Raw genomic sequence first — 26,287 nt, forward strand, 5'->3', positions numbered from 1 at the left:
ACAGGAGACAACGTGGTCACCACCGCCCCCATCCGCCGGCCCGCCCGCAGGGTCCGGCCCGCCCGAAGGGTCCGGCCCGTCCGCGCGGCCGGTGCGCTCGGCGCCTCGGCGGCCCTCGCGCTCTCGCTCACCGCCACCCTCGGCGCCGCCCCCGCCGCGCAGGCCGCCCCGCCCGGCGGCGGCAAGGACGTCACGGCGACCCTCTTCGAGTGGCGCTTCGACTCGGTCGCCAAGGCCTGCACCGACACCCTCGGCCCCAAGGGCTACGGCTTCGTCGAGGTCTCGCCGCCCCAGGAGCACGTCCAGGGCAGCCAGTGGTGGACCTCCTACCAGCCCGTCAGCTACCGGATAGCCGGCCGCCTCGGCGACCGGACGGCCTTCAAGAACATGATCGACACCTGCCACACGGCCGGCGTCAAGGTGATCGCCGACTCGGTGATCAACCACATGTCGGCCGGCTCCGGCACCGGCACCGGCGGCACCGCGTACAGCAAGTACACCTACCCCGGCTTCTACCAGGACCAGGACTTCCACTCCTGCCGCGCCGCGATCAGCAACTACAACGACCGCGCCAACGTGCAGAACTGCGAGCTGGTCAACCTCTCCGACCTGGACACCGGCAGCGCCTACGTCCAGCAGACGATCGCCCGCTACCTCGACGACCTGGCCTCGCTGGGCGTCGACGGCTACCGGATCGACGCGGCCAAGCACATCGCCGCCGCCGACCTCGCCGCCATCAAGGCCCGGACGGCCAACCCGCAGGCCTACTGGGTGCAGGAGGTCATCTACGGCGGCGGCGAACCGATCCAGCCCACCGAGTACACCGGCACCGGCGACGTCGACGAGTTCCGCTCCGGGACGTGGCTGAAGAGCGCCTTCCAGGGCGGCCGGCTCGCCGACCTGTCCGGCTGGGGCGGCGGCCTGCTGCCGGGCGACAAGGCCCGCACCTTCGTCGACAACTGGGACACCGAGCGCAACGGCTCCACCCTGACCTACCGGGACGGCTCGGCCTACACCCTGGCCAACGTCTTCATGCTGGCCCACCCCTACGGCGCGCCCAACGTCTACTCCGGCTACGCCTTCACCGGCCACGACGACGGCCCGCCGAACGGCGGCACCGTCAACGCCTGCTTCCAGGACGGCTGGAACTGCACGCACGCCTGGCGGCAGGTGGCCAACATGGTCGGCTTCCGCAACGCGGTGGCCGGCACCGGACTCACCAACTGGTGGTCCAACGGCAGCAACGCGATCGCCTTCGGCCGGGGCGCCAAGGGCTTCGTGGCGATCAACCGGGAGAGCGGCGCGCTCACCCAGACCTTCCAGACCTCGCTGCCGGCCGGCTCCTACTGCGACGTCCAGCACGGCGACCCGGCGGCCGGCGGCTGCACCGGCCCGTCCTACACCGTCGGCGCGGACGGCCGGTTCACCGCGACCGTCGCCGCCGGTGAAGCGGTCGCGCTGCACGTCGGCGCGCCCGGCGGCGGCACGGTGGTGAGCGGCGGGGCGTCCTTCGCCGTCAACGCGACCACCAGTTGGGGGCAGAACGTCTACGTGGTCGGGGACAACGCGGCCCTCGGCGCCTGGAACCCGGCCGCCGCGCTGCCGCTCTCCTCGGCCGCCTACCCGCTCTGGAAGCTCGACGTGACGCTGCCCGCCGGGACGTCCTTCTCGTACAAGTACCTCCGCAAGGACGCCTCGGGCGCGGTCGTCTGGGAGTCCGGGGGCAACCGGACCGCGACGGTGCCCGCTTCGGGGAAGGTCGTGCTGAACGACACCTGGCGGCCGTAGTCCTCAGCCGCCCGTAGGGGGACCCTCGTCAGCCGTGTGCGACGAGGGTCCCTTCGCGTGCGGGCCGGTGCCCGGCTCAGCCTCGGCCGATGTACGGCATGGCGGTCGCCATCACCGTGGCGAACTGCACATTGGCCTCCAGCGGCAGCTCCGCCATGTGCCGCACCGTGCGGGCCACGTCGTCGACGTCCATGGTCGGCTCCACCGCGATCCGCCCGTCCGCCTGCCGGACCCCCAGGCTCATCGCGGCCGTCATGTCGGTGGCGGCGTTGCCGATGTCGATCTGCCCGCAGGCGATCCGGAACGGACGGCCGTCCAGCGACAGCGACTTGGTCAGCCCGGTCACGGCGTGCTTGGTCGCGGTGTAGGCGACCGACTGCGGGCGCGGCACGTGCGCGGAGATCGAGCCGTTGTTGATGATCCGGCCGCCCTGCGGCCGCTGCGCCCGCATCTGCCGGAACGCCGCACGCGCACAGAGGAACGCGCCGGTCAGGTTGAGGTCCACCACGGCCCGCCACTCGGCGACGTCCAACTCGTCCACGGTGGCCGGGGCGCCGAACGTCCCGGCGTTGTTGAACAGCAGGTCCACCCGCCCGAACCGCTCGACGGCCGCCGCGAACAGCGCGTCCACGGCCGCCGGGTCGGTGACGTCGGTCGGCACCACGGCGGCCTCGGCGCCGCTCAGCCGGGCGGTCTCGCGCAGCGGCCCCGCCCGCCGTCCGGCGAGCACCAGCCGCCAGCCCCCGGCCGCCAGCTCCCGTGCGACGGCCCGCCCGACGCCGCTCCCGGCTCCGGTGACGACGGCGATCTGTTCCAGCATGTCGGACTCTCCTCGGCTCGCGGCGGCTGGCCCGATCGTTCCCGATTCCCGTCCCGGCGTCACTGGTGCGAGTGTCCGAGGCGCGGGCGCCGCGGCGGGCGCTCGGCCGTTCGGGCGGTCGCCCGTCCGGACGGTTCCGCCGACGGCCCGGTGGACGGTGCGGTGGACGGCCTGGCGGACGTCCGGCGGGCGGGGTCCGGTGGGCTCCCCGCCGACCGGCGGGGAGCGCCCCCCGCCGGTCGGCAGGGGCCGCCGCAGGCTTTACCCGATCGGGAACAAACATTGGATCGCCGCTGGCCATGCGCAACCGGCCCGCCGTCGGCCACGTCATAAGATCGCAGGACGGCACGCCGCCGCGCAGGGCGGCGAGCAGCCTCCCGGGGGTCCCGCAGACAGTCGCGCCCCGGGCCTGTCCGGCCCCACCCGGGGGCCACCGCCCGGCTCCGCGGAGCGGGCGCGACACCGGTCGGAGAGTTCTCACCGTGCAGCCGCAGTCCTTCCGTTTCCGCGCCGTGCTGACCGGTGCCACCGCCTTCACCCTGGCCGCCGCGCTCGCGGCCTGCGGTAGTACGGACGGCGGGAACAAGGGCGATTCGGCGAAGGCGGGCACCGGCTCCTCGGCCCCCGGTTCCCCGGCGGCCGGCTCGACCTCGGCCTCGGCACCGGCCGCGCCGACCACGACCGCCGCCTCGGGCAAGGTGCTGATGCCCACCGGCCCGCAGGCCACCTTCGGCAAGGCCCGGGACACCGCCGCCGGCCAGATCATGATGACCACCCTGACCGGCCCCAAGTCCGGGGTCTCCGGCAAGGTCTGGGTCTGGCTCCCCCCGGAGTACAACGACCCGAAGTACGCGAAGACCGGCTTCCCCGTGCTCACCCTCTACGCGGGCGGCCAGAGCGCCGGCTACAACACCTGGACGGACAATCAGCTGCCGATCCAGGAGGCCGACGCCGACCTGGTCAAGCAGGGCAAGGCGCACCCGTTCATCATGATCATGCCGGTGCAGAACCTCGACTCCAACGAGGCCAAGGCCCTGGAGTGCGCCGACATCCCGGGCCAGCCCAAGATCGGCACCTGGATGGCCGAGGACATCCCCGACTTCGTGCGCGCCAACTTCCGCACCGTGAAGGGCCGCGACGGCTGGGGCCTGATGGGTGCCTCCACCGGCGCGTTCTGCAGCGCGAAGCTGGCCCTCCAGCACCCGGACAAGTTCAAGGCCGCCGTGCCGATCGACGGCTACTTCAACCCCGACTCCCCGCTGTGGAAGGGCTACGAGAACGACCGGCAGGCCAACAGCCCCGACCTGCTGGTCTCCCAGGGCAAGGCCGACGTGAAGATGCTGGCCACCGCCGGCGGTGCCAACGCCTACGAGATCAAGCTGGTCAAGGCCTGGGTCGCGAAGGCCGCGCCGCCGCTCTCCGTCGAGTACTACGAGCAGCCCGGCGGGAAGCACCTGACCACCGACTTCAAGAAGATGATCCCGGACACCCTGCAGTGGCTCAGCAGGAACCTCGCGGGGCCGCAGAGCGACTGAGCCCGGAGCGGACCGGCCGATTCACGGCGGCCGGTCCGCGCAGTACCTCCGGCGGCACCCGGCGAGGTCCCGCGTGCCGCCCGGGAACGACCGGCCGCCCGCGTTCCGGTGGCCTCCGGTCCCCCCGCGCCTCTCGCCGACTTCTCGGCTTCTCGGCTTCTTGGCTTCTTCCTGGCTTCCCGTCTCCCTGGCCCGCGTGGCCCGCATGGCCGCTGAGCTGCACGTCAATCGGACATTGATTCGCCTCTGATGTCCTCCCACCACCGTGTGGGAGTGCCAGCCCACCACTTCCGCCAGGTCGAGCCAAGCCCTGCCAAGCCGTGAAGAGAGTGCCATGCCCAGCCACCTGCTGCCCGTAGCGTCCCCGGTGTCCCCGGCCGTGCCCACCCAGCGCGGCTCCGCGCCCGACCGCACCGCCGACGAGGAACCGCAGGCCGTCCGCTTCGCCGGGCTGCGGCTGGTGCACGCCGCGCTCCGCCGGGACCTCGCCCGGCTGCCCAACGCGCTCCGGCTGCTGCAGCCCGGCGAGGACGAGAAGGGCGCCGCGCTGCTGCGCCACTGGACCTTCGTCACCGCCGTGCTGACCTGCCACCACGAGCAGCAGGACACCCGGATCTGGCCCATCGTCCGCCGCTTCGCGCCCGAGCTGCGGCTGCTGCTGAACTGGTTGGAGGCGGACCACCACAACCTGGACCACTCGTTCACCCGGGTCACCACCCTGGTCCGGATCGCCAGCCGGGACACCGGTTCGGTCTGGCCGGTGGCCTACGCGATCGAGGACCTGGCCGCCCGGCTGGAGACCCATCTGCGGGTCGAGGAGCGCCAGTTGCTGCCGCGGATGGACGCGGTCTTCGCGGAGGGTTCGCGGGTGGGCAGCCTGCCCGAACTGCTCGACGTGATGCACTCGGCCGACGGGCCGGGGACGCCGGACGCGCTGGCCTGGCTGCTGGACGGCGTCGAGCCGGAGGTGGTCGAGCGGCTGCTCGCCGACTGCGACGACATGGTGGCCCGGCACTGGCCGCACTGGCAGGCCACCTACCAGCGCTGCACGGCGCCGCTGTGGGGGGCGTCCGAGGCCTGGGACGCGGCCGGCGAGTGAACGCCGGGGCTTCTGTGGTGCTTTGACGCTCGGCAGCCTGAGGCCGCTCGGGCGCGTTCCGGTCAGCGCAGACCCAGGCGGGCCAGGTAGCCCGGCAGGTCGGACGGGTCGTGGGTGGCCAGGCCCAGGTAGCCGTCCGGTCGGACGACGAACAGGCCCTGCCCGTACGCCCGCTCCGCGACGCCGCCGTCGATCCGGTGCCCGTGCACCCCGGCGGGCAGCTCCGGCAGCTCCGGCAGCGCGCGGCCGACCGCGAGCACGGTGACGTGCGGGCCGCGGAACAGGTCGAACAGCCGCCGCGCCGTCCCGGTTGCGGCGTCCAGCACCGAACCGTCCAGCGGGGCGTCCGGGGCCCGTTCGCCGGCCCGTAGCGCGTCCTCGGCCAGGCCGGGGCGTGCCTCGACGGTCAACGGGCCGTCCTCGTAGCCGAGTCCGAGCTGTTCGGTGCGCGGGCCGCGCCGCAGCCCGCCGTCCCGGACGCCGCCGGCGCGGTGCAGCCGGGTGGAGATGTCCAGGACGTCGGCGGCGATCGGCAGGCGCTCCGCCTCGTAGCTGTCCAGCAGGGCCTCGTCGGCGCCGTGCCGCAGCACCTGGCCGAGCTTCCAGCCCAGGTTGTACGCGTCCTGGACGCTGGTGTTGAGGCCCTGGCCGCCGGCCGGGGAGTGGATGTGCGCGGCGTCGCCGGCCAGGAAGACCCGGCCGTCCCGGAGCCGCTCGGCGAGCGCCGCGCGCGGCCGGAAGTCGGACGCCCAGTGCACCCGGCCGAGCGCCGACTCCGGCAGGTGGGTGCGGGCCGCGATCGTCCGCCGCACGCCCGCCGCCGAGGTGTCGGGCTCCTGCGGGCCGCTGCCGTCCTCCCCGCCGAACTGGGCGAACAGCTGGAAGGCGGTGGTGCTCGGCAGCGGGCAGAGCAGCACCGCGCCGCCGGGCGCCTTCGGCCAGATGTGCCAGTTCTCGCGGTCCAGGCCGTCGACCTCCAGGTCGGCGACCAGGCTCGGACGCGGGTCGACCTGCTCGCCCGCCATCGGGATGCCCACCGCCCGGCGGACGGCGGAGCGGCCGCCGTCGGCGGCGACCAGGTAGCGGGCGGAGACGGTCCGCTCGGCGCCGTCGGGGCCGGTCAGTCGCGCCTCGACCCGGTCGGGGTGCTGGTCGAGGCCGCTCAGCGCGGTGCCGAAGGCGACCTCGCCGCCGAGCTCGCGCAGCCGCTCGTACAGCAGCTCCTGGGTGCGCCACTGCGGAAGCATCCAGACCGCCGGGAACGGCACGGTCGGGTCCGGCTCGGGGGTCCCGACGAGGTCCCACTCGCCCTGCCGCTCGCCGTCCTCCCAGCTCAGCATCCGGGGGTAGGGCCGGCCGGCGGCGTGCACGGCGGCGAGCAGGCCGAGGTCCTCGAAGACCTCCTGGGTGCGGGGCTGGAGGCCCTTGCCGCGCGAGCCGGGGAACAGCGCCCCGGCCTTCTCGACCAGCAGCGCGGACACCCCGCGCCGGGCGAGGTCGCAGGCGAGGGTCAGGCCGGTCGGGCCGGCGCCGACGACGAGGACCTCGGTTTGGGTCCGGGCGTGCGTCATCGCGAACTCTCCTTAACGTCGTTAAGCTGCTGACGTCCGGAAGCATGGGCTTAACGGTGTTAAATTGTCAATGCCGAAGGGCGGGCCGAACCCGGCCGCGCCGCCCCGAGGACCGGCCGCCACGAAGGCACGAAAGGAAGCGCGACATGCCGCCGAAGCTGGACCGCGCCCAGGTGGTCGACGCCGCCCTGCGCCTGCTCGACGAGACCGGACTGGAGGGGCTCACCCTGCGCCGGATCGCCACCGCGCTGGACGTCAAGGCCCCCGCGCTCTACTGGCACTTCGCCAACAAGCAGGCGCTGCTCGACGAGATGGCCACCGAGATGCTCCGCCGGATGTCCGCCGGGCCGTCCGCCGCCCCGGAGAGCTGGCAGGCGGCGATCACCGACACCTGCCGCACCCTGCGCGCCGCCCTGCTCGGCTACCGGGACGGCGCCAAGGTCTTCAGCGGCACCCGGCTCGCCGACTACGGGCACACCGAGGGGCAGGAGGCCCTGCTCACCGCGTTCCGCCGGGCCGGCTTCGAACTCGCCGACGCCGTGCTGGCCTTCACCACCGCGTACGCGTTCACCATCGGGTTCGTCATCGAGGAGCAGGCCGTCCAGCCGGTGCCGGGGGAGCGCGCGCCCGACTACGACCCGGACCGGCGGGCCGCCGCGATCGATCCCGAGCACGCGCTCGCCGCCGCCGCGAGCCGGGAGCTCTTCGGCGACTTCGAGCGGCGCTTCGAGCGCGGCCTGGCCATCGTGGTGGCCGGCGTCGAGGCCTCGCTCCGGCCCGCGTCCGGGCACGGCCCGGTGCGCGGCGACGCTACTCCGGCAGCCGGTTGAGCCAGGTGATCGGCGTGACCGCGATCGCCGTCTCCGGTGAACCGTCCCACTCCAGCGGCAGCCCGGCCGCCGTCAGCGCCGCGACGACCTCGCGCCCGACCTCGGCCGTCCGCCGCACGGCCTCCTCCGTCGATTCGCCGTCCACCTGGAACCCGCCGTACCGCAGCATCAACGCACCGCCGTCGGCGGCCCGTTCGGTGTCCTGCTGGTGGAAGAACACGAAGCCGCGCGAATCCTCGTCGGCCTCGCCCCCGATCTCGGCGTAGCCGCAGTTCGCGCAACAGGTGAAGTCCATCGCGGCGACGATGCCCAGCTCCTCCAGGGCGTCGAAGGCGATCTCCAGCCGGTCGACGTCGGTCGTCTCCGGCCAGGAGGCCTGCTCCTCCAGACGCTCCCGCCACAGCGGAGCGACGATCCGCTCTGCCTCCTCCATCGTCAGTCCCTGGTCGTCGAGGACCTCGACCAGGGACTCCGCTATCTCGTCCGGCTCCTGGAAGCCGCACCGGATCAGCTCGCGGGCCCGCTCCTCGGCGTCCCGCAGTACCTCGTCGGCAAGGGTGCTCTGTACGGTGTCCTGGTCCATACCCGCATCCAAGCACCCCCCTCTGACAACCGCCCCGGCCCGACGGCTACGTCGGCCCCGCCGCCGGATCGGTCGCCGGCTCAGCCGGTGGCGAGCCGGAACTCCAGGTTCCCGAAACGCACCTGGTCGCCGGGGCGGACCCGGACGCCGCCGAGGATCCGGTACCCGTTCACATGGGTGCCGTTGGTCGAGCCGAGGTCGTACAGCACCCAGCCGTCGCCCTCGTGGCGCAGCTCCGCGTGGTGGCGCGAGACCGACGCGTCGTTCAGCCGCAGTCCCGAGCCGGGGATCCGGCCGATCGTCAACTGTCCGCCCCCGGCCTGCGGGAGGCTGAGCCCCGGCAGCCGTTCGGCCCGCCAGGCCCCGCCGAGGCGCACACCGAAGGCGGAGACCCGGCCCACCGCGCGTAGCAGGAACCGTCCGATCGGGTTCCCGGCCGGCAGGTCCGCCATCACCGACTTCAGTTCGGCGCGGCTGCTCGCACGGAGGACGAGATCCAGTCGGCCCAGGAAGGTGTCGTGCGACAGCCGGCCGTTCCCGGCACCCTCCCGCAGCACGTCGAGCGCCTGCTCCCGCTCGGCCTCGGACGGCCGGACCACCTGGGTCCGGTTCTCACGCGACATCATGGACCGATTCTCGGCCGCCCCCGCCGACCTGTCCAGATTCCCGGGCCCGTAGGTGCCCGCCGGTACGAGGCCGTGACGAGCGGTCCGACCGGGGGGCCTCAGGCCTTCCGCGCGGCGGCCGCGATCTTGGCCGTGGTGTGCAGGAAGCGCGAGGTCACCGACCCCTGGTACGACTTCCCGAAGAGACTGCCGGTGGTGACCCACTTCCCGTTCCGCAGGTGCACCACGACGAACGCGGTGCCGGGATCGGCGCCGATCACCTCGTAGTCGCCCTTCGGCGAGGTGAACGGGATCGGGAAGTCCGCGGGCAGCGGCTCGGACAGGAAGTTCACCGTGAGCCGCACGTCCGGGGTGACCTCGACGCCCGCGAACGGCTCGGCGTCCAGCACCGCCTGGACCTCGTCCACCGTGCGCAGCAGCACCGGCACCGGGAAGCCCAGCCGCTCGGCCAGGTGGTGCTCGATCCGCGCGGTCAGCGCGGCCCGGCCCGCCGCGTCGGTGTCCTCGGCGGTGAAGAACACGTTGCCGCTCTGGATGTAGGAGCCGACGCGCTCCAGGCCGAGCTCGCCGAAGAGCGCCCGCAGCCGCTCCATCTTCACCGTCCGCCCGCCGACGTTCACGGCGCGCAGGAAGGCGATGTAGGTGGTCGTAGTGGTCACCCGGCCAGTGTGGCACCGCGCACCGACAACGCACGGTGGGCGAGCGGCCGTGCGGTCGGGCGGCCGGTCGGGCGTCCACCGTCGTACGGTCGGGCGTCCGCCGTCCGCCGTCCGCCGTCCGCCGTCGGCCGGTCGGGCGGTCGTCGCACGGCGGGTGTCGGTGCCCGGTGCCACACTGGCGGCATGGCTACCTGGCAGGATTTCGAGCACGAGGCGCCGGACCTCGCCCCCGCGGTGCGGGCCCGCTTCGAGGCCAACAAGCACCACGTCCTGGCGACGCTGCGCAAGGACGGTTCGCCCCGGGTGAGCGGCATCGAGGTGGACTTCATCGGGGCCGACCTGACGCTCGGGTCGATGCTCGACGCGGTCAAGGCGCGGGACCTCCGCCGCGACGCCCGCTTCGCGCTGCACAGCAACCCGAGCGACGAGACGCTGGCGGGCGGCGACTCCAAGGTGTCCGGCCGGGCCGTCGAGCTCACCGACGACACGGAGCGCGCCGCCTACGAGTCCGAGCTGCCCGAGCCGCCGCCCGGCCCGTACCACGCCTTCCGGCTGGAGCTGGAGCAGGTCGTGCACACCACCGTCGAGGACGACAGGGTGCGGATCAGCTCCTGGCGCCCGGGGGAGCCGGTACGGCGGTACGAACGCCGCTGACCTCCCCGGCACGGCCGCTGGCCGCGGCGGGGAGCCGGGAGCTTCAAGAGGGGCCTTGCGGCAGTACGGACCGGACGGCCTCGGGCGTGCGCGCGACCACGGCGTGCCCGTCGTCCGCGGTGATGATCGGGCGCTGGATCAGGATCGGGTGCTCGGCCATCGCGGCGAGCCAGCTCGCGCGGTCGCCCTCCTCCCGGCCCCACTGCTTCATGCCCAGGTCCTTGGCCACCGGCTCGTCGGTCCGGGCGATGTCCCACGGCTCAAGGCCGAGCCGCTCCAGCACCTGCTCCAGCTCGGCGACGCTCGGCGGGTCCTCCAGGTAGCGCCGCACGGTGTACTTCATACCCGCGCCGTTCAGCTCGTTCAGTGCGCTGCGGCACTTCCCGCAGCGCGGGTTGATCCAGATCTCCATCCCGCCACCCTACCGACCGCTCCCCGCCCGGCCCCGCCCCCGCGCCGTCCGGGCCCGCTCCGCCGCCCCGCGCCCGGCCGCGCCGTTCCCCTCCCGATACGGGAACTCCCCTCCGTCCGCCGACAGTTGTCCGTGGGGGAGTTGGATCTACGGGAGGGGACACCGCATGGACGGCGCGTCGATCATCGAGCAGCTCATGACCACCGAGGGGCGTTTCGACCCCTATCCGCTCTACGCGCGGGCGCACGAACTCGGCGTCGCCGTCCCGGCCGGCCCCGGCGTGGTCCTGGTGGTCGGGCACGCCGCCGCCAGCCAGGTGCTGCGCAACCCCGCCTTCGCCGTGGAGGACAACCGGAGCCTCGCCGCCGACAACGCGGAACTGCTCGCGCACCCCTCCGTCGAACTGCTCGGCCGCTCGATCCTCCAGCGCAACGCCCCGGACCACGGCCGGGTCCGCTCGCTCGTCGCCTCGGCCTTCAACGCCCGCCGGGTCGCCGCCCTACGCCCGGCGGTCGAGACGACGGTGTCCCGGCTGCTCGACGAGCTGGCCGAGCTGGGCGCCGACGGCTCGCCCGTCGACTTCATGGACGCCTTCGCCTTCCGCCTCCCGGTCGAGGTGATCTGCGAACTGCTCGGCGTCCCCGCCGCCGACCGCCACCGCTTCCGCGCCCTCAGCTCGGACCTCACCATCGCCCTGGAAGTCATCCAGGACCTCGGCGAACTGGCCGCCGCCGACCCGGCCGCCGAGGAACTCTCGGTCTACTTCGAGGAGTTGATCGCCGAACGGCTCGCCCGGCCGACCGGCGACCTGGTCAGCGACCTGGCCCGGATCGCCGCCGACTCCCCGGAGCGGATCTCCGGGGAGGAACTGCTGAGCAACCTCGTCCTCCTCCTGGTGGCCGGCTTCGAGACCACCACCAACCTCCTCGGCAACGGCCTCGCCCTGCTCTTCCGCCACCCGGAGGCCGCCGAGGGCCTGCGCACCGGCTCGCTCGACCCCGCGCTGTTCACCGACGAGGTGCTGCGCTTCGACTCCCCGGTCCAGCTCACCTCGCGGATCTCCACCGCCCCCGACCTCGCGGTGGCCGGCCTGCCCACGCCCCCCGGCACCGCGGTGTTCGTCATGCTGGGCGCCGCCAACCACGACCCCGCCCGCTACGCCGACCCGGGCCGCTTCGACCCGGCCCGCACTGACAGCCAGCCGCTCAGCTTCGGCGGCGGCCCGCACTTCTGCCTCGGCAGCCAACTCGCCCGGCTGGAGGCGGACATCGCCATCCCGGCCCTGCTCGACCGGTTCCCCCGGCTGGCCCTGGCCGAGGTCCCCGTCCGCCGCGACCGCCTCGTCCTCCGCGGCTACGAGACCCTCCCCGTCACCGTCCGCTGAGCCCGGGCGGACCGGCCGTGCCCGCGCCTGAGCCCGCGCCCCCGCCTCCGGCGAGGAGGTGGCTGCGGGCCGACTGGTAGGAGCAGCCGGCGGCGTCGAAGGCGGCGGCCGTGGCGCGGACCCGGGCCGGCTCGCCGTCCAGGAGGGCTTCGGCCCGGTCGAGCTGCGCGGCGGCGACCGGGTCGCCCGCGCGCCGGGCGAGTTCGACGGCCCGCTCGGCGAAGGCGACGGTCTCCCGCGCGGTGTTGTCCGGACTGCCCTGGACGGAGCCGTAGGCGTCGGCGAGGACGGCCGCCTCGGCCAGCGCGAGGGCGGCGGCCTGCTCGTAGCGCTGCTGGGACTCGGCGAGCAGATGGCGGGCGAAGGCCGGTTCGGCCAGCGCCAGGGCGAGGCGGTGGGCGTCGGCCCGCCGTTCCGGCCGGTCGGCGGCCCAGGCCAGGGCGGCCGCCACGGCCGCCACCACCCGGTCCGGACCGGTGACCGGGGCCAGGTCGACGAACCACACCCGTCCGCGACGTGGCCGCCCTCGACGACGGCGCCCTGTGGCCCACCGGCTTCGCCCTGACCGCCCTCACCCCCGAGATCGAGGACCGCATCACCGCCCTCCTCACCCGGGCCGTCCTCACCCGGGCCGTCGGCTGACCCCGGTCGCCAGGGACGACCGGCCCGGGGGACCGGCGTCGAGCGCGTCCCGACCTCAGTGGAGCGGGATCTCGGCCCAGATGGTCTTGCCGGTGAGACTGTGCCGGGTGCCCCAGCGGTGCGCCATCTGGGCGACGAGCATCAGGCCGCGGCCCCCCTCCTCCCAGTCACGGGCGCGGCGCAGGTGCGGGGCGGTGCTGCTGGCGTCCGAGACCTCGCAGATCAGGACCTGGTCGCGGATCAGCCGCAGGGTGATCGGCGCGGCGGCGTAGCGGATCGCGTTGGTCACCAGCTCGCTGACGATCAGTTCCGCCGGATAGATCTCCTCGCCCGCGCCCCACTCGGACAGCCGTTGCGAGACCGCCTTGCGGGCCGTCGCGACCGCGGACGGGTCGGCCGGGACGTCCCAGGTGGCGACGTGGTCGTCGTCCAAGGCGCTGGTGCGCGCGATGACCAGGGCGACATCGTCGCGGGGCCGCCCCGCCACCAGGTCGGCGAGGACGGCGTCGCAGGCGGCCTCCAGCGATGGTCCGGCGTCCGCGAGCACCTGGCACAGCCGTCGGTACCCGTCGTCGACGTCGCGCTCGCGGGTCTCCAGCAGACCGTCGGAGAACAGCGCCACCAGGCTGCCCTCGGCCAGTTCCACCGTCGTCGCCTCGAAGGGCAGCCCGCCGACGCCGAGCGGCGGGCCGATCGACAGCCGGGCCGCGGCCGGCGTGCCCTCCGGCGGCACGATCACCGGTGGCGGATGCCCCGCGCTGGCCATCGTGCACGTCCGGGACACCGGGTCGTAGATCGCGTAGCAGCAGGTGGCGCCTATCTCGCCGACCTCCCCGGTGGCGCCGGCCTCCGAGGACAGCCGCACCACGAGGTCGTCCAGGCTGGTCAGCAACTCGTCCGGCGGCAGGTCCAGGTCCGAGAGGGTGCGTACGGCGGTGCGCAGCCGGCCCATGGTCGCGGTGGCGCGGATGCCGTGGCCCACGACGTCGCCGACGACCAGGCCGATCCGGGCGCCGGAGAGCGGGATCAGATCGAACCAGTCACCGCCGATCCCGGAGCGTGTCGACGCCGGGATGTACCGGGAGGCCGCCTCCATCGCCGCCTGCTCCGGCATGCGCTGCGGCAGGAGGCTGTGCTGCAGGGCCAGCGCGGTCTCACGCTCACGGGTGTACCGGCGGGCGTTGTCGATCGCGACGGCGGCTCTGGCGGCCAGCTCCTCGGCCAGCAGGAGGTCGTCCTGCCCGAACCGTTCCATCCGGTCGGGGCGGCTGCGGCGGTAGAACACGGAGACGCCGAGCGTGACCCCGCGGGCACGCAACGGCACCGCCACCATCGAGTGGTAGCCCTGGTCCCGGATGATCGCGGCACGGCGCCGGTCCGTCTCCATCCAGTGGACGAACGCGGGGTCGTCGGCGTTGCAGAGCACTCCGCCGCCGGTGGCGAGGGCGCGCGCCGGGGGTGTGAACTCCGGATAGCTGTCGGTGGTGCCGATCTCCAGGACGGTCGGCAGTCGCGTGCCCGGGGCGAAGCGGTGCGCGATCCGCCGGAGCACCACACTGCCGGAGAGCTCGCCCTCACCCGGTTCGACATCGGCTTCGAGCGCGACGAGCAGGTCGACGCTCGCGAAGTCCGCGAACTCGGGGACGGTCACCTCCAGCAGCTCACGCGCGGTGCGGTCGAGATCCAGCGTGCTGCCGATCCGCCGGGAGGCGTCGTTGAGCAGGACCAGCCGCTTGCGGGCCCAGAACTGCTCGGTCATGTCGTGGGCGACGAGGGCGACACCGTGCACCGTGCCGTCGGAGTCCTTCAGCGGAGCGAAATCGACGGACCACGCGTGGATCCGCCGCTCGCCCCCGGTGCGCTGGAAACTCTCCAGGTACACCGGCTCGCCGCTCTCCAGCGCGCGGCGCAGTCCGTCGGCGAGGTCGACGGCCTGCGGCTGGGTGGTGATGTCGAGCATGCCCAGGCCGCGCACCGCGCTGTCCGGCAGGCCGACGACGGGGACCATGGACTGGTTGGAGTGGCGGTACCTGAGCCGCGCGTCGTACAGCGAGACCGAGCAGTGCGGCAGCTGCTCGAACGCCCACTGCGCCAGATCCTCGTCCTCGGGCCGGGGCTCCGACCCCGTCAGCGCGCACACGACGCGCCAACTGTCCGGCGGGTCGTTCGGCGGGTCGTCCAGTGGGTCGTCCAGTGGGTCGTCCGGTACGCCGTGATGCGCGACCACGGTCACGTCCACGCGCCGCCCGTCGCGGTGCCGCAGGGCGAGCGGGCCGCTCAGCCGTTCCGGGTTCCCGGCCAGCGCCCGGCGCAGGTCGGCGCCGTTGACGGGCTCGACCAGCAGGTCCGCTGCGGGCCGCCCCACGACCTCCTCGGCGGGATGGCCCAGGAGCCGCTCGGCGTCGGCGTTCCAGCCCGTCACGTACCCGCGGCCGTCGACGACCACCACCGCCGTGCCTGCTTCGCCACCGCGCCATGCGGCCGGTCGGCCCTCGGGAGGGCGCCCATCCTGTTTCGTCACGGCATGATCACTCACAGAAATCCGGGAGCACCAGCCTAGCCCGGCAGGGAGAACAGCAACAACAGCACCGGCGGCCCCCCGGCCACGCCCGCAGCCCGGGGACGGAACGCGAGCGGGGGCTGCTGGCCGGTGCGGCGTACGAGCTGCGCGCTGTGGTGGCGGGCGACGGCGTCGGCGGTGTCGAGGCGGCGGAGGGCTTCGGTCAGGCTGTGCGCCTCCTGCCGGCCGGCCTCCTCACCCCCCACCCCCGCCTCCCGGACGCCCTGGCACACCCCGCCGCCCTGGCAATCCTGGACACGCCGTACCGCGCCCCCGAGGTGCTGTGACACGACGGGAGGGCCGGACACCGCCGCGGTGTCCGGCCCTCGTCGGTCAATGGGTCAGAACTGGAGCGACCAGCTGTTGATGTAGCCGGTGTCCTTCGCCGCGTTGTCCGTCACCCGGAGCTTCCAGGTGCCGTTCGCGGTCTCGGAGGAGGCGTTGACGGTGTAGGTGGCCTGCACGTCGTCCGCGCTGTCGTTGGTGTTGTAGTCCTTGAGCGGGTAGGCGCTGCCGTCGGGGGCGATCAGCTGGATCTGCAGGTCACCGCGGAAGGTGTGGCGGATGTCCACGGCGACGGTGAGGGCGGCCGGGGCGTTGCCGGTGAGGCCGGTGACGGCGACCGGGGAGTCGACGGTGGTGTTGTCGCCGACGGCGTAGTCGGTGGTGTTCTCGAACTTCTTGCCCGTGGGGGGCGTGGTGGTGCCCCCGCCGCTCTTGAGCAGGCGGTTCGGCGAGTTGGGGCCGGGGTTGGTCACCTTGTTGGCGGTGGCGTCCGCGACCAGCTGGTCGCGGATCTGCTGCGGCGTCCAGGTCGGGTTGGCGGAGAGCAGCAGGGCGGCGGCGCCGGCGACGTGCGGGGAGGCCATCGAGGTGCCGTTCATGGTGGCGTTCCAGTTGTCACCGTTGTTGGAGGCGGAGGTGATGTTGGAGCCCGGGGCGAACAGGTCGAGGCAGGTGCCGAAGTTGGAGTAGTTGGCGCGGGCGTCCGAGGAGTCGATGGCGCCGACGGTGATCGCCGCGCCGGTCGAGGCGGGCGTGGAGGTGCAGGCGTCCCGGTTGTTGTTCCCGGCCGCGACGGCGTAGGTGATGCCCGAGGCGATGGACCTGGCGACCGCGTCGTTGACGGTCTGGGTGGTGTCGCCGCCGATGCTCATGTTGGCGACGGCGGGCTTCGCGGCGTTGGCGGTGACCCAGTCCACGCCCTTGATGATGGTCGACCAGGGCGCCGAGCCGTTGCAGTCCAGCACCCGGACGGAGACCAGCTTCACGCCCTTGGCCACGCCGTAGGTGGTGCCGCCGACGGTGCCCGCGACATGGGTGCCGTGGCCGTGGCAGTCGGCGGCGTTCGCGTCGTTGTCGACGAAGTCGTAGCCGCTGACCGCCCGGCCGCCGAAGTCCTGGTGGCTGAAGCGGACACCGGTGTCGAGCACGTACGCGGTGATGTTGGAGGCGGTGGTGGCGTAGCTGTACGCCCGGTCGAGCGGGAGCGCGGTCTGGTCGATCCGGTCCAGGCCCCAGGACGGCGGGTTGGGCTGGGTGTCGGCGATATGGGCCATGCCGTCCGCCTCGACCCGGCGCACGCCCGGCTCGGCGGCCAGGCGGCGGGCCTCCGCGGGGGAGAGGCGGACGGCGAAGCCGTTCAGCGCGGCGGTGTAGACGGGGCCGAGGCTGCCACCGTGGCGGTCCGCCAACTGCTGCGCCTTGGAGGTGACTTCGGTGCTGGTGCCGCCGTCGGCCAAGGTCACGAGGTACGCGCCTTCGATCGCGCCGGGCCGGTCGGTGCCGATCACGGTGCCCTCGGCGGCGGAGGCCGGTGCGGCGGCCAGGGCCGGGGTGACGAGGGCGGCGAGCAGGACCGCTGCCGCCGTGGCGGCGCTGTGCCGGTGGAGCCGTGCTCGGAGCTGCATGGGGGTCTCCTGGAGCAGATGGGGGTGTCGGGAGGGCGGGCGGCGGCCGGCCGGCTGGTGTGCCGGACGTCGTCTCCACCGGGCCGTGGCCGCACCGGAGTTGTGGGGCGGTGCGGACCGTTCGGCCGTGGGGCTCCGGGTCGTCGGGTCGCTGGGCAAGAGCATCGGGCCGGCCGGCGCCCGGCAGCCAGGTTTGACGGCACCCAGACAAGACCCCTGAGCCACCCAGAAAACCGTCCGTCCCGCGGGCTCGGCGGCTTCCGTCGCGTGGTGCGGTGGGCCTTCGCGCCTACTTCGGGTTCTCCGGGGCCGGGGCGAGGGCGAGGGCCGGACCCAGGGCGGTGCGGGAGGGGACGGCGAGCTTCCGCATGGCGTTGGCGATGTGGTGCTCGACGGTGCGGTGGGAGAGGACGAGGCGCTCGGCAATCTCCGCGTTGCGGAGGCCGGCGGCGGCGAGTTCGGCGATTTCGCGCTCGCGCGGGGAGAGGGCGTCGCCGTAGGGGCGGCGCCCGCCGCGCGTGGGCGGGGTGATGCCGTGGTCGCGCAGGAGGGTGCGGGTGAGGGTGGTGTCCCAGGTGGCGCCGAGGGCGGTGAAGCGGTCGAGGGCGGCCAGGACGTCGGGCGCGCCCTCCTGGCCGGTGGCCATGAGGGCGCGGCCACGGGCGAGTCGGGCGCGGGCCTGCTCGTAGGGGCGGTCGGCGGCGGACCAGGCGTGCTCGGCCTCGGTCCACGGCTCGGGGGCGGGGCCGAGCAGCGCCCGGCAGGTGGCCAGGGCGGCGTGGCCGGCCGGGGCGTCCCGGCCGGCGAGGCCGTCGGCGAACTCGGCGGTGAGGGCCTCGGCGGCCGGGCGGTCGCCGAGGGCGGTGAGGGACTGGACGGCGGCGGGGACCAGTTCGGCGGCCCAGACCCAGGCCTCGATCCGGCGCAGCGCGTCGAGGGCGGGGCCGGTGTGCTCCCGGGCCCGGCCCGGCCGTCCGGCGGCGAGTTCGATCCGGGCCAGGGCGCCGGCGGAGGCGGCGGTGATCATGCCGGTGTCCTGCCGGACAGTGCGCTGGGCCTCGGTCAGGAACCGCCGGGCGGTGCCGGTACGGCCGCCGACCAGCGCGTGCAGGCCGCGCAGCAGGGTGGCCTCGGCGGCCAGGTCGGGGATGTCGGCGTAGTCGGCGGCCGCCGCGGCCGCCCGGGCGTCCAGCTGCTCCCAGTGGCCGCCGGTCCAGTCCAGGATGAGCCGGGCGATGTGGGCGAGGCCGTAGAAGTACGGGCTTTCGGCCTCCTTGAGCAACTCCTCGACCCGGGCCAGGAAGTGGGCGGCGGCCCAGGGGAGGCCGAGCAGGACGCAGGCCTGGGCGAGGTTGGCGTTGGCCCGGGTGAGGTGCTGGCGTTGGACGGGGGAGCCGGGCTCGGCGGGCAGCTCGCGGACGGCGTCCCAGGCGGCGGGGTCGCCGATGAACATCAGGGTGCTGACCCGGTTGGCCTGGACGGCGATCAGGGTGTCGGGGTCGCCGATCGTGGCGGCCAACTCGTCGGAGCGGGTGAGCCATTGGAGGTGGCGCCGGAACGGCCAGCCGCTCACCGAGGGGATGGCCAGCGTGGACATCGCCCGGGCGGCGAGCTCCGGCCGGTCGGTGAGGTCGGCGATCGCCTCGGCGATCTCCTCCCGCCCGGCCTCTCCGGCGCCGGCCTGGTTGCGCAGCAACATCCCGGTGTTGAGCCGGAGTTCACCCCGGAGGCCGGTCGGCAGCGACTCCCCGGCGAGGACCTCGCGCAGCAGCGGTACCGTCCCCGGGTCCGGCCGCCCGGTGAGCGCGGCCTGGCTGAGCTTGAGCGCGAGGCGGGCCCGCCGCGCGCCGGTCGCGGCGCGGGCCGCGTCGCCGAGCCGGGCGACGGCCTCCGCCCCGCGACCGGCCCGGGCCGCCTCGTCGGCCGCCGCCTCGGCGTACTGCGGCCACCGCGGGGAGGCGGCCAGCCGGTGGTGGCGGGCGAGTTCGGCCAGCGGGGCGCGGTCGGGGCCGGAGCGCAGACGGCGGGCGGCCCGGAGGTGGAGCTGTCGGCGCCGCTCCGGGTCGGTGAGTTCGGCGGCGGCGGCCCGGGCGAGCGGGTGGGCCGGGGCGAAGGTGCCGTCGGGGTGGCCGGCCAGCAGACCGGCCTCGGTGGCGGGGGGCAGGGCGGTGGCCGCCTCGGTGGGCGGGAGGCCGGCTACGGCGGCCAGGGTGGTGGCGGTCACGGGGAGGTCCAGCACGGCTGCGGCCTGCACCAACTGCCGTGCATTGTCCGGCAGTTCGGAGATCCGGCCGAGGAGCTCCCGGCGGGCGGACGCCGGCAGGGGCGGGGTCTCCGGCGGGAACGGCAGGTCGGCGGCGGCCAGCAGGGCGGCGGCCAGGCCGGGCAGCCCGGCGGTGCAGCGCAGGACTTCGGCCAGCAGGGCGGCAGAGGGTGGACCGGCCGAGCCCGGAGGCCCCGGCAGCAGGGCGAGTTGGTCGAGGTCCAGCGGTTCGACGGCCAGCTCGGTGGTCGGCCGTCGGGCGTCGGCGAGGATGCCGGCCAGGGCCAGCTCGGCGGCGGGGGAGCGGCGGCTGGTCAGCACCAGCCGGGCGGCGGGAGGCTGCCCCACCAGGTACCGCAGGAAGCGCAGCGTCAACGGGTCGGCCGCGTGCAGGTCCTCCAGGACGAGCACCGGCTGGAGTTCGGCCAGCAGCGCCGTCAACCCCCGGAACACCAGGTGCGGTTCGGTGGACGGCGGCGGCGGGGGCAGCTGACCGGCCAGCTCCGGCAGCAGGCCGTGCAGCGCGCCGGTCACCGGCGGCAGGGTGGCCGGGCCGAGCAGCGCGGCGGCCGGGGCGAGCGCGTCCACCACCGCGCCGAGCGGGAACCGCTGCCCGCCCCCGGCGCACCGCCCGGTCAGCAGCGGGCGCCCGCCGGGTAACGGCAGCCGGGCCAACTCGCCCACCACCGCACTCCGGCCCGCCCCGGCCGGCCCGGTCAGCAGCACCACACAGGCCGGCTCGGCGAGCGCCGCGGTCAGCCCGGCGAGCACCTCCGCCCGCCCGACGAGCGGCCCCGGACTCGCGACTGGCCTCACTGGGCGCACGGGTCCCCCCTCCCCCCTGGTCACCCCACTCGGACCGGCCGCCCACCCTAGCCGGGCACCGCGGACCCGGGGTCGGCCGGAGGAAAGAACCGTGGACCACCGGGGTTTTCTGGGTGCTCCCGGCGGGACCCCGGAGGACGGAGCGGCCTCCCGCTGGCCGAAAGCCGGCATGCGCGGAGCCCTTGACGATGCGCCTGACCTGCCGTGCGCGCCGTCCGCAACTCGGGCCGCCCAAGCGCCGACCAGCGTCGGAGCTGCGCGGACCGCCCCAATGTTCGGCAGTATCTTGACGGCTAATTCTCAGATGCCTAAGTTGAGCGCAGTTCCAGCCCTCGAAGGAGGAGTGACCCGCAAGCGGCAGTGACGCACACGGAGGAGTCCCCCGTTGCACAACGAAGGCATCGGTTCCTGGCCCGCGCGCCGGGCCCGTAGGACGCCGCACCGCACTGCCCTGCTCCACGAGGGCCGGTCCACCAGTTACGTCGAGCCGCACCGCAGGTCCGGCCGCCCCGCCCACCTGCCGCACCTGCGGGGAGTGCGCCGCGGCGACCGCGTGGCGTTCCTCGGCCCCAATCACCCCGCCTTCCTGGAAGCCCTCTTCGCCGCAGGGCGGGTGGGCGCCGTCTTCGTTCCGCTCAACACCCGCCTGGCCGCGCCGGAGCTGCGCTACCAGCTCCGCGGCTGCGGTAGCGGAGATCTCCTGACGGTGCATCAGGGAGCTGATCCACTGAAGGGGTTGGCGCAGGAATCGGAGGTGTGGGAGGTCGAGGGGGAGGAGTTCGAGGCGCTGCTCGCCCACCTCGACGGTCGGCCGGCCCGCTACAAGACCCCCAGGTCCGTGCGCTTCACCGATGCGCTGCCCCGCGGCGGCACCGGCAGGCTGCTCAAGGGGCCGATCCGCAGCGCCCACGGGCAGGGCTGACCCGCTCCTCGCCTGCCCCGGAGCGCGCCCATCAGGTAGGCCCCCGCGTACCCCGCACCGTCCACGGCCGCACCGCCCTGCTCACTCTCGGCGGCGCCGACCTCGGCCGCGGCTTCCCCGTTCGCCCCTTCCCCCAGGAGGACCGTCCATGCCCACCTCCACCAAGGCGCCGGTGCGCCCCGCGCAGAGCGGCCCCGCGCTCAGGCGCGGCACTCTGGTCGCCGGACTCCTCGCCGTGTGCACCGCCCAGATCGGCCTGGCCATCCCGGCCACTCTCAACGGCCTCTTCCAGAGCCAACTGCATCCCGTCGGCTCGCAGTTGACGTGGATCTCGGACGCCTTCCTGCTGCCGGTGGCGGTGCTGGAGCTGACCTTCGGCCTGCTCGGCGACCTTCTGGGCCGCAAACGGTTGCTGGTCGGCGGCGCCGCCCTGCTGGCCGTCGGCGAAGTCGTCAGCGCCACGGCGTCGGGCATCCACCAACTCTGGGTCGGACAGGCCCTGGCCGGCTTGGGCGCCGCGGCGCTCTTCCCGACCTCCCTGGCGATCCTCGCCGCGGGCGCCGCGTCGACCGCCGAGCGGGCCCGGATCGTCGCACTGTGGGCCGCCCTGCTCTCCACCGGCGGCTTCGTCGCGCCGCTGATCGGCGGCATCACCGCGACCTACGGCTCCTGGCGCTGGGCCTTCGTCGTCGTCACCCTCATCGGCGTGGGCAGTGCCGTGATCAGCACCGTCTTCGCCGCCGAATCGCGCGCCCCCGAGGGCCGCTCGCTGGACCCGGTCGGCCAACTCACCATCGGTGTAGGCCTGTTCGCCCTGCTCTACGGAATCATCCAGGGCCCCGAGGACGGCTGGACCTCCACCCCGGTGATCGCCGCCTTCACCGTCGCCCTGCTCGGCCTGGCCGGCTTCGTGGTCGCCGAACTGCGGGTGGCGTCGCCGCTGCTGCGCCTGGACCTGTTCCGCAACCGCTCCTTCGCGGTCGCCTCGGTGGTGGCCGTGGTCGGCATGTTCAGCTTCCTCGGCACCGCCTACTCGATCAGCATCCGCCTCGGCCCCGTCCAGGAGCAGGCCCCCATGCGGACCGCCATGGCCTTCCTCCTGCTCAACGGCACCGCCCTGGCCATGCTGCCGGTCACCCGCCGCCTGCTGAACGCGGTGACGCCGGCCCTGCTGCTCGGCTCGGGCCTGCTGCTGATCGCGGCGGGCAACTACTGGGCGGCGACCCTGCCGATTCACGACCACTCCTTCGCCCTGCTGATCGCGCCGCTCGCGCTGGTCGGCATCGGCTTCGCGGTGACCGTCTCCTCCGTTACCGCGACCGCCGTCAACACCGTGCCGCCGCACCTGGCCGGCATGGCCAGCGCCACCACCAACCTGCTGCGCGACTTCGGCTTCACCCTGGGGCCCGCGGTGATCGGCGCGATCGCCCTGAGCCGGGCCGGCGACAGCTTCGCCGACGCGCTCGGCGCTTCCGACCTGCCCGCGCCGCTCAAGGCCGCGGGTGCCGAGATCCTTGAGGAGGGTGGCCCGCTGGCCGTCAACGGTGCGTCGGCCGGGCCGAAACTCTCCGCCCTGCACCCGCTCGCCGAGAGCGCGCTCGGGACGGGCTACTCGGTCGGCTTCGTGCTCTGCGGCTCCGCCGCGCTGTTCTCCGCCGTGCTCGCCCTGCTGGCCCTGCGCGGTCGCGCGGGCGCGGAGGCACCGGCCCTCGCGGACTGAGGGGGTGCGTCCCGCCGCGGCGGTCCGAGTCGCGCCGTGCGGGACGCCACCCGGAGCGCCGCCGCCGACTGATCGTCAGCTGGCCGGTGTCCTCCGGTGCAGCGGGGGATCCGGCACGCGGTCAGTGTCACGCCGTCAAGTCCGCGAGAAATTCCGTGACGGTATTCGAACAGGCGCAGAGGTTCGAGCCCGCCGGCGCAGGGATCCATCTGACCCCCAATGTGATGCGCGTCCTGGCTCACGTCGGGATCGGTGACGCACGCGTCAGATCCGGAATTCGGCGGAAACCTTGAGCAAATGGCCGCTCTTCGAGCGCCCGCCGTTGCAGCAGTGGGGCCGGGGGAGAATCGCCCTGCTGGGCGACGCCTGTCATCCGATGAGGCCGCATATGGCTCAAGGGGCGGCCATGGCCATCGAGGACGGTGCGCTGCTGCTGCGTTGCCTGGAAGTCGAGGACGAGAACGATCACGATCGCGGCGGCCGTTCCCGTGCCCGTGGGCCGCTTCCCGTCGCCCTCGGCGGTGGCCGCGTCCGGTCCGGCGCGCCATCCTCGTACGCACCCGCAGCGCCTCGGCTCGGAGTGCGGCCCACGGATCTCCGATCTCGATCACATCGGTGATCCCCCCCTCGACAACGGTTTGGGATCGGGCTCTTGCAGTTGCGCCGGTTGCTTCTCATAATTCCGGAGCCCGCAGTCAACACGAGTTGCCAACTCGTGTTGGGGCGCCTTCCCTCATGACTTCCGGGAGCTCCACCATGGCAACACGGCAGGACGTGGCACTACTCGCGGGTACCTCGCCCTCGGTCGTCAGCTACGTGCTCAACAACGGGCCCAGGACCGTCGCCCCCGCGACCCGGGAACGGGTCCTGGCCGCCGTGAAGGAACTCGACTACCGGCCCAACGCGGTCGCCCGCTCGCTGCGCCTCAGCCACACCATGACCCTGGGGCTGGTCGTCCCGGACGCGGCCAACCCGTTCTTCGCGGAGCTGGCCCGGGCCCTGGAGGACCACGCCTGGGCGGCCGGCTACACCCTGCTGGTCGGCAACACGGTGGACGACCCCGACCGCGAGGCCGGGTACATCCGGACCTTCCTGGACCGGCAGGTCGACGGTCTGGTGCTGATCCCCGCACAGGGGGATCAGCCCTGGCGGACCGAGCTGGCCCGCAGCGGCGTCCCGACCCTGGTCTTCGACCGGGCCCTGGACGGGGCCGGCATCTCGCAGGTGCTGGTCGACAACGTGCTCGGCGCCCAGCAGGCCACCGAGCACCTGCTGGCGCACGGCCGCCGCCGGGTCGGCTGCGTCGCGGGCCCGCTCGGCATCCACCCCACCGTCGACCGGGTCGTCGGCTGGCGGCGGGCGCTGGAGCAGGCCGGACTCAAGGCCGGCACCGGATCGGGCGGCCGGACGGGCTGGGAGGCCTGCCCGGACGCCGCACCGCTGCTGCACGGCTCCTTCGGCCTGCTGGACGGCTACCGCTCCGGCCGCGCCCTGCTCTCCCGGGACCGCTCGGTGGACGCCCTTTTCGTCACCTCCGACGAGCAGGCCGCCGGCGTCCTGCGAGCCGCCACCGAACTCGGCATCCGGGTGCCGGAGGACCTGGCGCTGGTCTCCTTCGACGGCATCGCGGGCGGCGCCTACACCATCCCGGCCCTGTCCACCATGCGCCAGCCGGTCGAGGAGCTCGGCCGGACCGCGATCGCCCGGCTGCTCGACCGGATGAAGGCCCCGGACCTGCCGATCACCCGGGACGTCCTGCCGGTGACCCTGCTGGCCCGGGGGTCCTGCGGCTGCCCGGACCCGGCGGGCGGGGAACACACCGACCTGTCGACGGCCGCCGAGGGCGCCGCCACCCCGGCCTCTCCCGGCCCCACCCCTGACCAGCAGAACCACGGAGCACGGAGCAATGACTGAACGACCGGTCGTCGGCAGCCCCACCACGGACCTGTCGAGCACCGTCCCCCGACTGCCCGCAGCCGCCGCGCCGGTTCGGCGGACCGAGGTGCGGCATGCGCACTGACGGCCTCTGGCACCCCCGGCTGCTCCAGCTGATCAGCTCGCTCGGCCACGGCGACCTGCTGGTGGTCGCCGACCCGGGACTTCCGGTGCCACCGGGCGTGGAGAGCATCGACCTGGTCTGGCGGCGCGGCGACCCGCCGTTCCTGCCGGTGCTGGCGGCGGTCCTCGACGAACTCGAGGTCGAGCACGCCGACCTCGCCGAGGAGCTGACCGACCCGGTCCTGCTGGCCGGTCTCGACAGCCGGTTCGAGCAGCACGGCCTCACCGGCGCGGTCGGCCGGCTCCCGCACGAGCGCCTGAAGGAGCTCACCCGTTCCGCCCGCGTCATCGTCCGAACCGGCGAGGCCACCCCCTACGCCAACGTCGTCCTCAGGGCCGGCGTCCCGTTCTGACGACTCGTCACCCAATGCGCGACATCCCCCACGCGCCCGCTCCACCTTCGTGCCACCCCACCCCACCCCACGCTCCACCCGAAAGGCCGCACCCTCATGAACGCCAAGCTCGCCCTGACCGCCTGCACCGCTCTCGTCCTGGTCACCACCCTCGCCGCCTGCGGGCAGGAGGGCGACAGCTCCAAGCCGACCGGCACGGCCGCGAAGGGCGGCAAGCCCACGGTCTGCCTGGTGATGAAGTCGCTCGGCAACGAGTACTTCCAGGCCATGCAGAAGGGCGCCGTGGAGCACGCCGGACAGCGCGGAGACCTGACCCTCAGCGCGACCGGCATCCAGAACGAGACCGACATCGACGGCCAGATCGCCGCCATCAACAAGTGCATCACCGACAAGGCCGCCGCCCTGGTGCTCGCCCCGGCCGACTCCCGCGCGCTGGTCGCCCCGCTGCAGCGCGCCTCCAAGGCCGGAATGAAGCTGGTCAACATCGACGTCAAGCTGGACGACGCCGCGCTCAAGTCCGCCGGCCTGGACGTCCCCTTCGTCGGCCCGGACAACACCGCCGGCGCCCAGCAGTCCGGGGAGGCGCTGGCCAAGGCGCTCGGCGCCGGCGGCAAGGTGATCATCCTCGAAGGCGTCTCGGGCGCGGCCAACGCCCAGCAGCGCAAGGCCGGTTTCGAGGCCGCCGCCACGGCCGGCGGCCTCCAGGTGCTCGACTCCAAGTCCGCGAACTGGGAGACCGACCAGGCCTACACCGTCACCACCAACCTGATCACCGCCCACCCCGACCTGCAGGGCGTGATGGCCTCCAACGACAGCATGGCGCTGGGCGCGATCAAGGCCATCGCGGCGGCCAAGAAGCAGGGGCAGATCAAGGTCACCTCCTTCGACAACGTCGACGCCATCCACCCGTACGTCCAGGACGGCACCGTGGTGGCGACCGTGGACCAGTACGCCGCCAAGCAGGCCGGTGACGGCATCGACGTGGCGATGAAGGAGATCGCCGGCCAGCAGGTGAGCGCCTGGGTGAAGACCGACATCAAGCTGGTCACCAAGGCCGACCTCGGCTGACCCGG

The 26,287-nt window shown here is 74.0% G+C and carries 24 protein-coding genes; 13 read left to right on the forward strand and 11 right to left on the reverse strand.

Features of this window, described 5'->3' with window-relative positions; all coding sequences use genetic code 11:
* The first annotated feature begins 12 nt into the window (after positions 1 to 12).
* Positions 13 to 1,788 (forward strand): carbohydrate-binding module family 20 domain-containing protein, encoded by a 1,776-nt coding sequence (locus ACFP3U_RS15565; RefSeq protein ID WP_380226097.1) that lies wholly within the window; start codon positions 13 to 15, stop codon positions 1,786 to 1,788.
* A 76-nt stretch (positions 1,789 to 1,864) separates the two neighbouring features.
* On the opposite strand, the gene ACFP3U_RS15570 is transcribed toward ACFP3U_RS15565, so the two are convergent.
* Entirely contained in the window at positions 1,865 to 2,608 is a 744-nt protein-coding gene (locus tag ACFP3U_RS15570) for an SDR family oxidoreductase (protein ID WP_380226098.1), read from the reverse strand.
* Between the two features lie 482 nt (positions 2,609 to 3,090).
* Between ACFP3U_RS15570 and ACFP3U_RS15575 the strand changes: the two genes are divergently transcribed.
* Positions 3,091 to 4,143, forward strand: a complete 1,053-nt coding sequence (locus tag ACFP3U_RS15575) for an alpha/beta hydrolase (RefSeq protein WP_380226099.1) — start codon at positions 3,091 to 3,093, stop codon at positions 4,141 to 4,143.
* Positions 4,144 to 4,477: 334 nt separating this feature from the next.
* A complete protein-coding gene (locus ACFP3U_RS15580; RefSeq protein WP_380226100.1) occupies positions 4,478 to 5,242 on the forward strand; it encodes a hemerythrin domain-containing protein in 765 nt (254 codons plus the stop codon).
* 62 nt (positions 5,243 to 5,304) lie between these two features.
* Here ACFP3U_RS15580 and ACFP3U_RS15585 read toward each other — a convergent pair whose 3' ends face one another.
* The gene (locus ACFP3U_RS15585; protein ID WP_380226101.1) at positions 5,305 to 6,813 is read right to left on the reverse strand and encodes an FAD-dependent monooxygenase; all 1,509 of its coding nucleotides are present in this window, start codon (positions 6,811 to 6,813) and stop codon (positions 5,305 to 5,307) included.
* A 146-nt stretch (positions 6,814 to 6,959) separates the two neighbouring features.
* On the opposite strand from ACFP3U_RS15585, the gene ACFP3U_RS15590 reads away from it, so the two are divergent.
* Entirely contained in the window at positions 6,960 to 7,643 is a 684-nt protein-coding gene (locus ACFP3U_RS15590; RefSeq protein WP_380226102.1) for a TetR/AcrR family transcriptional regulator C-terminal domain-containing protein, read from the forward strand.
* Here the strand turns inward: ACFP3U_RS15590 and ACFP3U_RS15595 are convergent.
* The 3 genes from ACFP3U_RS15595 to ACFP3U_RS15605 form a co-directional block, all read right to left on the reverse strand.
* Positions 7,624 to 8,226: a DUF6891 domain-containing protein gene (locus ACFP3U_RS15595; RefSeq protein ID WP_380226103.1), complete on the reverse strand. Its 603-nt coding sequence runs from the start codon at positions 8,224 to 8,226 to the stop codon at positions 7,624 to 7,626. The genes ACFP3U_RS15590 and ACFP3U_RS15595 overlap by 20 nt on opposite strands.
* A gap of 80 nt (positions 8,227 to 8,306) precedes the next feature.
* A complete protein-coding gene (locus tag ACFP3U_RS15600) occupies positions 8,307 to 8,852 on the reverse strand; it encodes an FHA domain-containing protein (protein ID WP_380226104.1) in 546 nt (181 codons plus the stop codon).
* 98 nt (positions 8,853 to 8,950) lie between these two features.
* A complete protein-coding gene (locus ACFP3U_RS15605) occupies positions 8,951 to 9,511 on the reverse strand; it encodes a DUF1697 domain-containing protein (RefSeq protein ID WP_380226105.1) in 561 nt (186 codons plus the stop codon).
* A 183-nt stretch (positions 9,512 to 9,694) separates the two neighbouring features.
* Between ACFP3U_RS15605 and ACFP3U_RS15610 the strand changes: the two genes are divergently transcribed.
* On the forward strand, positions 9,695 to 10,165 hold the full coding sequence (locus tag ACFP3U_RS15610; RefSeq protein ID WP_380226106.1) for a pyridoxamine 5'-phosphate oxidase family protein: 471 nt from the start codon (positions 9,695 to 9,697) through the stop codon (positions 10,163 to 10,165).
* 43 nt (positions 10,166 to 10,208) lie between these two features.
* Here the strand turns inward: ACFP3U_RS15610 and ACFP3U_RS15615 are convergent, their stop codons facing one another.
* Positions 10,209 to 10,577 carry an arsenate reductase family protein gene (locus tag ACFP3U_RS15615; RefSeq protein ID WP_380226107.1) on the reverse strand — a complete coding sequence of 123 codons (369 nt, stop codon included), beginning with the start codon at positions 10,575 to 10,577 and terminating at the stop codon, positions 10,209 to 10,211.
* A 166-nt stretch (positions 10,578 to 10,743) separates the two neighbouring features.
* On the opposite strand from ACFP3U_RS15615, the gene ACFP3U_RS15620 reads away from it, so the two are divergent.
* On the forward strand, positions 10,744 to 11,961 hold the full coding sequence (locus ACFP3U_RS15620; protein ID WP_380226108.1) for a cytochrome P450: 1,218 nt from the start codon (positions 10,744 to 10,746) through the stop codon (positions 11,959 to 11,961).
* On the opposite strand, the gene ACFP3U_RS15625 is transcribed toward ACFP3U_RS15620, so the two are convergent.
* On the reverse strand, positions 11,948 to 12,466 hold the full coding sequence (locus tag ACFP3U_RS15625) for a hypothetical protein (RefSeq protein ID WP_380226109.1): 519 nt from the start codon (positions 12,464 to 12,466) through the stop codon (positions 11,948 to 11,950). The two genes, ACFP3U_RS15620 and ACFP3U_RS15625, sit on opposite strands and share 14 nt — an antisense overlap.
* Before the next feature lie 11 nt (positions 12,467 to 12,477).
* On the opposite strand from ACFP3U_RS15625, the gene ACFP3U_RS15630 reads away from it, so the two are divergent.
* The gene (locus ACFP3U_RS15630; protein ID WP_380226110.1) at positions 12,478 to 12,603 is read left to right on the forward strand and encodes a hypothetical protein; all 126 of its coding nucleotides are present in this window, start codon (positions 12,478 to 12,480) and stop codon (positions 12,601 to 12,603) included.
* A 55-nt stretch (positions 12,604 to 12,658) separates the two neighbouring features.
* On the opposite strand, the gene ACFP3U_RS15635 is transcribed toward ACFP3U_RS15630, so the two are convergent.
* The 4 genes from ACFP3U_RS15635 to ACFP3U_RS15650 all read right to left on the reverse strand — a co-directional run bounded on the left by ACFP3U_RS15635 (position 12,659) and on the right by ACFP3U_RS15650 (position 20,152).
* Positions 12,659 to 15,052: a SpoIIE family protein phosphatase gene (locus ACFP3U_RS15635; RefSeq protein ID WP_380226111.1), complete on the reverse strand. Its 2,394-nt coding sequence runs from the start codon at positions 15,050 to 15,052 to the stop codon at positions 12,659 to 12,661.
* A 107-nt stretch (positions 15,053 to 15,159) separates the two neighbouring features.
* Positions 15,160 to 15,369, reverse strand: a complete 210-nt coding sequence (locus tag ACFP3U_RS15640; protein WP_380226112.1) for a hypothetical protein — start codon at positions 15,367 to 15,369, stop codon at positions 15,160 to 15,162.
* Between the two features lie 135 nt (positions 15,370 to 15,504).
* Positions 15,505 to 17,073: a S8 family peptidase gene (locus ACFP3U_RS15645; RefSeq protein ID WP_380226113.1), complete on the reverse strand. Its 1,569-nt coding sequence runs from the start codon at positions 17,071 to 17,073 to the stop codon at positions 15,505 to 15,507.
* A 289-nt stretch (positions 17,074 to 17,362) separates the two neighbouring features.
* Positions 17,363 to 20,152 (reverse strand): helix-turn-helix transcriptional regulator, encoded by a 2,790-nt coding sequence (locus ACFP3U_RS15650; RefSeq protein ID WP_380226114.1) that lies wholly within the window; start codon positions 20,150 to 20,152, stop codon positions 17,363 to 17,365.
* Positions 20,153 to 20,546: 394 nt separating this feature from the next.
* Between ACFP3U_RS15650 and ACFP3U_RS15655 the strand changes: the two genes are divergently transcribed.
* The 6 genes from ACFP3U_RS15655 to ACFP3U_RS15680 all read left to right on the forward strand — a co-directional run bounded on the left by ACFP3U_RS15655 (position 20,547) and on the right by ACFP3U_RS15680 (position 26,282).
* Positions 20,547 to 21,083: an AMP-binding protein gene (locus ACFP3U_RS15655; protein ID WP_380226115.1), complete on the forward strand. Its 537-nt coding sequence runs from the start codon at positions 20,547 to 20,549 to the stop codon at positions 21,081 to 21,083.
* Positions 21,084 to 21,231: 148 nt separating this feature from the next.
* On the forward strand, positions 21,232 to 22,803 hold the full coding sequence (locus tag ACFP3U_RS15660; protein WP_380226116.1) for an MFS transporter: 1,572 nt from the start codon (positions 21,232 to 21,234) through the stop codon (positions 22,801 to 22,803).
* 322 nt (positions 22,804 to 23,125) lie between these two features.
* A complete protein-coding gene (locus ACFP3U_RS15665) occupies positions 23,126 to 23,422 on the forward strand; it encodes an FAD-dependent monooxygenase (protein WP_380226158.1) in 297 nt (98 codons plus the stop codon).
* A gap of 137 nt (positions 23,423 to 23,559) precedes the next feature.
* Complete coding sequence (locus ACFP3U_RS15670; protein ID WP_380226117.1) at positions 23,560 to 24,717, forward strand: LacI family DNA-binding transcriptional regulator; 1,158 nt, start codon at positions 23,560 to 23,562, stop codon at positions 24,715 to 24,717.
* A gap of 95 nt (positions 24,718 to 24,812) precedes the next feature.
* The gene (gene rbsD / locus ACFP3U_RS15675) at positions 24,813 to 25,214 is read left to right on the forward strand and encodes a D-ribose pyranase (RefSeq protein ID WP_380226118.1); all 402 of its coding nucleotides are present in this window, start codon (positions 24,813 to 24,815) and stop codon (positions 25,212 to 25,214) included.
* Between the two features lie 96 nt (positions 25,215 to 25,310).
* Positions 25,311 to 26,282, forward strand: a complete 972-nt coding sequence (locus ACFP3U_RS15680) for a sugar ABC transporter substrate-binding protein (protein WP_380226119.1) — start codon at positions 25,311 to 25,313, stop codon at positions 26,280 to 26,282.
* Positions 26,283 to 26,287 lie beyond the last annotated feature (5 nt).

Source organism: Kitasatospora misakiensis, from assembly GCF_042656005.1.
In the GTDB taxonomy this organism is placed as follows: Bacteria; Actinomycetota; Actinomycetes; order Streptomycetales; family Streptomycetaceae; genus Kitasatospora; species Kitasatospora misakiensis.